This window comes from Poseidonibacter sp. (assembly GCF_041821165.1).
In the GTDB taxonomy this organism is placed as follows: Bacteria; Campylobacterota; Campylobacteria; order Campylobacterales; family Arcobacteraceae; genus Poseidonibacter.
Genome location: NZ_JBGUES010000061.1, coordinates 5,376 through 11,752, shown reverse-complemented (window position 1 = coordinate 11,752; position 6,377 = coordinate 5,376). Strand labels below are relative to the sequence as shown.

Sequence of the window (6,377 nt, the reverse complement as noted above, 5' to 3'; positions counted from 1 at the left end):
ATACCTCATCATTACACTATTTTTTTCTACTTTTTCTTTTGTGATTTTTGTACCATTTGGTATTTGAAATATCTGCTGTGAACCATATAACTCTTTCATCTCTTCTTTCATCCAGTTTGAAACACTAATAATAGGATCTATTTTTACTTCAACACTTTTAAAAAATGGTATTACTTGTTTTATGCTTCTTTTTATTTTTGACATAAATGAATTTGATAAAAACCCCTTCATCCAAAAATCACCTATTTCAAAAACTTTTTTTACCTTTGTTTGTTCAACTGCCCATAAAGGAGCTAGTGAAACTAATCGTAAAGACCAAATATAAACTAAATCAGGATTTATTTTTGAAATTACATCTTTTGTAATATTGTAGTTAAACTCTTCTATTTTAAATTTATCCAAAAAAGATGGATTTGAATAATCTATATATTTTAGTTTTCTATATACTCTTTGAAAATTTTGACTACACTCTTTGTAATCACCTGTTAAAATATAAACATCATGACCTGCGTTTTTTAAGTACTCAACCGTATCAAAACACGCTAGTTCATAACCACCTATATAATAAGGCGGATAATAATTACTTAAAATCAAAATTTTCATAATCTATCCTTTTATCTTAAAAGATGGAATTGAAATAAATCTATTCCTAATAGCGATTTTATATAATATAAAGCCAAAAAGATTGCAGTTAGTGCAGAAAGTATTACTAAAAAAACAAAAAAAGTAGAAAATGAAATTACAAATAGTTGAAAAACTTTATTTATACTAAATCTTCTTGAAATACTTCTATGTTCACTACCTAAATAAATAGTTATATAAAACATTTTAAAAAACCAAAAATTAAAGTTTAATGTTATGATTTTTTTTCTAGGTTTTGGCAATGCACAAGAGATTAATCTTTTAGTTTCTCTTTTTTGTTCATTTGTCATACTTTGTTCTATTAAAGGATTTATTTGTTCAAAAATTGTATTTTCATTTAGATTTTCCATGTTCTTTTCCTTTTTGTAATATTTTAGTAATTGCTACAATAAGAGCAAAAATAAACATAAGTTGATAGAAATTATTTGTTTGTTTTAGTACCCATTCCATTGTAGATTGTAAATAAATACTTGTAAGACAACCTATAAAAGCCATAGGAAGATATCTATATTTTTTATATTTTCCTTTTTTTAAAGCAAGGTAATTTTTTATATTTTTAAAATAAAAAAATAGTAAAAAACTTATAAATACAAGTAAATTATGCCAACCAGTTTCAGCTGCAACCATTAGATAAACAGTTTCAACTAAACCACCTTTTTCATCACTATCTTTTCTCTCTATATGTTCACCATAAGAATAAGGTGGATTTATTTTTAAACCAAAGTTATTAAGCCCTATTCCAAAAGTTTTATCATTTGCCATATTTTGTGCAGCTTGTGCTAATACAACTCTTACATTTAAAGACTCCTCAGGTGCTGTTTGAACACGTTCAATTATTGTGTCACTGGCTTTATATAAAATACCAGTAGCTCCTATTAAAAACACTAAGGTAATTCCTAATTTTTTTAAAGTAAATTTATTTCTATAAGATAATAAAAATATTATAAATATAGAAATAGAAAATACGGCCATTCCACCTCTTGATAAAGTAGAGATAATATCAACACTAGCAGCACCAAAAGCTAGTAACCAAACATAAAGTTTTGCATTTTTTACATTTAGTAAATAAGATAAAAATATACTTCCATAAACTATCATATACATTACAAGTGAATTTTGATGAGGAAAAGGCCCTCTTGTTTGAAACATTCCTTCAAGATATTTTTGTTTTAAAACCATAAATGTAATAAAACCTACGATTATTAACATAAATTTTAAAAACTGCTCAATATCATCAAATGATCGAACTAAGTTATAAACTACAAAAAAATAAAAATACATTCTTATCATTTTCCATAACTCAAAAAATGAATAAATATATACATCACTATTTATTATAGAAATAAATGAAAAAGCAAAATAAATAAAATATAAAGAACTTCCAGCAGGAATAGTAATAGGAAACTTATCTCTTCTTGAATAAATCACAAAAAATAGAATAATAGCTGTAATATCAACAAGTCCTATTTCAAAACCTCTTGCTGTTCCTCTGTATGTTTCCATTGAGAAAAAGTTTATATCTTCTGTTTTAGCTGTAAAAAACAGTAGTAAAAACCATAAAGATTTTTCAACAAAATCAAATCTTTTAGCAAATACTACAGCTATAGGAACTCCTATAAAAAGAACAATAAAAAAGATGATATATTTTAACTCAAACATAATCTAACCTTTAAATAACTTCTCTATATTTAACAACTTTTGCTGGAATTCCAACAACTACTGCACATCTTTGTACATCTTTTAAAACAACACTATTGGCTCCAACAATTGAATAATCATCTAAAGTGATTTTCCCTAATATTTTTGCTCCTGTACAAATCTCTACAAAATCTCCAATAGTAGGATTTGCATCTTCATACTCTTCGCCTCTATCTCCTAAAGTTACACCTTGGTGAATAATACAATTTCTTCCAATTGTTGCAAACTCACCAATTACAACTCCACTTGTATGAGGTAAATATAAACCTCCATCAATTTTAGCTTTTCTTGCGATATCACAACCAAATAAAACAAAGTTAAGAAAAGAAACAATTTTTCCTAAAACACCTAAATGATATTGACTAAGTAAACTAGCAACTCTTACTAAAATTACAGGATATAATCTTGGATTAAATACATGTAATAAATCTTTTTTTGATATTGTTTCTTTATTTTTATAAATCGCAATATCTTCTTTTATTTTTTGGAAAAACGTTTTCATCTTAATCTCCTCTTATAATTTGATTTGTGATATAGCCACTTTGAATAGCTTCTAAACTTGGCATTATTGTTTTTAAAATATCATTCCAATCTCCAAGTGTAGAAGTTGGAATATAAACAATGTCAAAAGGTTTCATTAAAAAATCTTTCATTTTACCCTCTAAAATATCTTCTAAGTTTGCAAGATAAACAGTTGGGTTTGTAAGATTTCCTCTAATAATCGCAACTTTTTCTAAGTTTGCAGTTTTTTTAAATCCTTTGGCATACGTAACTACTTGACTTAAAGTCATTCTTTCTTTAAATCCATAATGTCCAGGAAGATTAACTTCTCCTAAGATATAAACTTCTGTATTTAAAGCTGATGGAATATAGATATAGTCTTTATCTTTTAAAGGAATATTATGTAAAGGATTTCCTTTTCTTACTAACTCTATAAAATTAACTGGTAAAACTTTGTTTCCTCGTCTAATAAAAGCATGTTCTAAATCTGCTAGTTCAATAGTATTATCTTCAAAAATACCAATTGAAAGACCTTGTGCAATTGCAATTGAGTCAATTGCTTTAGTATTATTTGTAATTTGATAAGTCCCAGGAAGTGAAACTTTGCCTAATATTGTAAAACTTGTACTTCTAAACTCAACTGGAATAATAGATACAATTGGATTTACAAGATATTTTTTTAGTTTATTTGATATTTTTATCATTGCTTGATTTATAGTAAGTCCTGCAACTTTTACATCTCCAATTAATTGGAATGTCAAAGTTCCATCTGCTTTTACAACAGAACCTTTTACACTTAAATCTAACTCTTCATAAACAAAAATATTAAACATATCCCCAGAACCAATTACATAATCTTTTTGTTCGTTTTTATGTAGTTCAAGAAGCTCTTTTTTCTCTTCATTTTCATTTAAACCATTATGAATAATTTCAAAATCTTTTTCAATTACTTCAAAAGTCATATTTCTTTTTTTAGTTTTTGAAACTTTTTCATTATTTAAAAGTTTTGATTTATCACTAGCTTCTGGTTTAGGTGAAGCAACACAAGCTACAAAAAGTACAGCCACTATCATAATGATGATAATATTAAATAAATTTTTTATCAATAACATTTAATACTCCTTGAATATGTTTTAAACCTAGTTTTTTAATTTCATTTATTAGTAAATCTATTTTTTTTCTATCTGAATAGTTTGATTTAAAAACTAAAAGTATTAAATCAGCATAAGAAGATAGATTAATAAAAAAATATGGATTTGAGTCATATGATGGAATTTCAAAAATCACTTGCTCATAAGAACTATTTTTTAACTCTTTAAATAATTTTAAAGTAGCTTTATCATTTGCAAGTTGATAATCATTTTTTTCATCATTGATAATATATAACTTATCAACAAACTCATTTACAATATTTACATTTTTCAAATCTAATACATTATCATTTGAATAATCTATTAATGAATCTTTTATTTCATCACTATTTTTATCTACTGTTTGAATAAATAAAATTTTTCTTTTTATATTTGATGAAAAATACGTTAATAAATCAATTACAAATGTTTTTCCTGTTTTTTCTAAGTCACTTGATACTAAAACTATTTTTTTATTTTTTGTTGATTTAATAAAATTATTTATAAAATTCAATGAATCTTTTTTGATAATTTTTTTATCTTTAGTATCTGTGAACTCTCCTAATAATTTGATATTAAATCTTGTTCTAATATCAAATGGCTCTTTTATTTTAAAATCAAAAAATGATTTCAAAATAAAAAATCCAATCATAATAAATAAAGAAAAAGAAGCACTAGCAATTACAATTGCTTTTTTATAGTTTGACTCAGGGAATTTTGGAGTTTTTGCTCTTTCTAAAAATTTAAAATCTTCTTGTGTTGAATCAAGTACAATTTTTAACTCATTTAATCTTTGAACAACTAAATCCATTAATTGTTTTTTTTCTTTTAATTGTTTATAAATTATTGAATACTCTTTTTCTAAAAAGTTTAATTCTTTTATTTCATTTTGTGTAAATTCTTGTTGTTGTATTAATTCAGCAATTCTATTTGTTGATGAAACTACACCTATTTTACTTTGCGATAGTTCTATTACTAAAGCTATAAATAAAGGATTATTTCCATATGTGATTTCATCTGGAATATTTTTTTTATTTTTATTATTTGCATAGTTATCTTTCATTTTTTCAATTTGTTTTTTAAGAGTTTTAATTTTTGGATTATGTTGTGTATATTTTTGTTTCATTTTAGATAACTCTTTTTCTTTTTCATCTATTGCTTTTAAATCAGCTGATCTTACAGAATATTCAAGTTGCACTTCTTTTGGAATATTTTTTAGTTTTTCACTTATCTCTTTTATTTTTGTTGTGTATTCATTTTTTAAAACTTTTGTATCAATAAGATTTAAAGCTATTTCATTTAATTGTTCATATTTATAATCTTTTTGAATATCTAAAGATAAGATTTTATTTTTATTATTAAAAGCAACTTTTTGTGTTTCTAAAGCTTCTATTTCTACTTCTATATTTGATTTTTGAAGTTTATAATAGTTGTAGATTTCATTTGTTGCAGCATTTTGAATTTCATGAAAGTTTTTTAAAAATATTTCTGTTAATAAATCTGCACCTTTTACAGCCATATCTTTATCTTTATGAATAAAAAATATTTCAATAATATCTGAGTTTTTTCTTCTTCTAATTTCATAAGATGAAAATAGTTTTTCAACTGTTGTATCAAGATTTAATATTTTGATAACTTCATTTAAATTTTTTCTTGTTCTTATTGTTTGTAAGGCAGTATCATAATTAAAGTTTTGAAATTTATAAGGTACATCTCTTGGCATAGATATTTTTTTATCATATCTTATGATTTTTGAAACAGCTTTATAAATAACAGTGCTATAAGAGTTTACAAAATAAACAGAGATTACAACACAAATAATCGTTACTAATAGGATTATTGGTGCTTTATATGTTAATACTTTTAGATAATAAAAAGGATTAATAGTAAAAAAATCATCTGTTTTAATTTCATTATTTTTCATTTCTAATCTCTTTTTCCATTACTTTTCTAATATCTGTAATGCTATTTATATTTGAATCTATTGTTGTACTTGAAAACATTAAAGCATCTGAATCTTTATGGTCAGGATGAAAACCATGCATTCCTGGAATTGCTTTTAATCCAAAATAACTTGGATTTATTAAAGTTCCTGGATTTGTTAGGAAAAACAACTCTCCAAATCTTCTATCTTCAAAAAATACATTCATTCTTTTTAATTCATCATCATCTACGATTATTCCTGATGTTTGTTTTTTTAAGATATCTTCTATTTTTACTCTTGCATTTTCATTTAAAAACCAAAATCTTGCCATTGTAGAATCATACATAGCAACATAATCTTTTCCATAATCAAGATTGCTTTTTTCAATTATTGAAATTAAATCAACGCTATCTTTTGTATCACACATTCCATGGTCGCTAAAAATATGTAAAGAAACCTCATCATAATTATCTTGTGCATAA

The 6,377-nt window shown here is 24.3% G+C and carries 7 protein-coding genes; all 7 read right to left on the bottom strand.

What is annotated here, in order from left to right; translation table 11 throughout:
- The coding region (locus ACERKK_RS06560) for a glycosyltransferase family 4 protein (RefSeq protein WP_373772288.1) at positions 1-603 on the bottom strand (603 nt) is incomplete at its 3' end.
- 11 nt (positions 604-614) lie between these two features.
- Positions 615-992, bottom strand: coding sequence for a hypothetical protein (locus ACERKK_RS06555; RefSeq protein ID WP_373772287.1), 378 nt, complete (start codon positions 990-992; stop codon positions 615-617).
- On the bottom strand, positions 976-2,301 hold the full coding sequence (locus tag ACERKK_RS06550; RefSeq protein ID WP_373772286.1) for an O-antigen ligase family protein: 1,326 nt from the start codon (positions 2,299-2,301) through the stop codon (positions 976-978). Before ACERKK_RS06550 ends, ACERKK_RS06555 begins: the two co-directional genes overlap by 17 nt.
- A 10-nt stretch (positions 2,302-2,311) precedes the next feature.
- A complete protein-coding gene (locus ACERKK_RS06545; RefSeq protein ID WP_373772285.1) occupies positions 2,312-2,842 on the bottom strand; it encodes a serine O-acetyltransferase in 531 nt (176 codons plus the stop codon).
- Position 2,843: 1 nt separating this feature from the next.
- Positions 2,844-3,953, bottom strand: a complete 1,110-nt coding sequence (locus ACERKK_RS06540) for a polysaccharide biosynthesis/export family protein (protein WP_373772284.1) — start codon at positions 3,951-3,953, stop codon at positions 2,844-2,846.
- Positions 3,928-5,895: a GumC family protein gene (locus ACERKK_RS06535; RefSeq protein ID WP_373772283.1), complete on the bottom strand. Its 1,968-nt coding sequence runs from the start codon at positions 5,893-5,895 to the stop codon at positions 3,928-3,930. The genes ACERKK_RS06540 and ACERKK_RS06535 overlap by 26 nt, the downstream gene beginning before the upstream one ends.
- On the bottom strand, positions 5,885-6,377 hold a 493-nt coding region (locus tag ACERKK_RS06530), incomplete at its 5' end, for a hypothetical protein (RefSeq protein ID WP_373772282.1). The genes ACERKK_RS06530 and ACERKK_RS06535, both read right to left, overlap by 11 nt.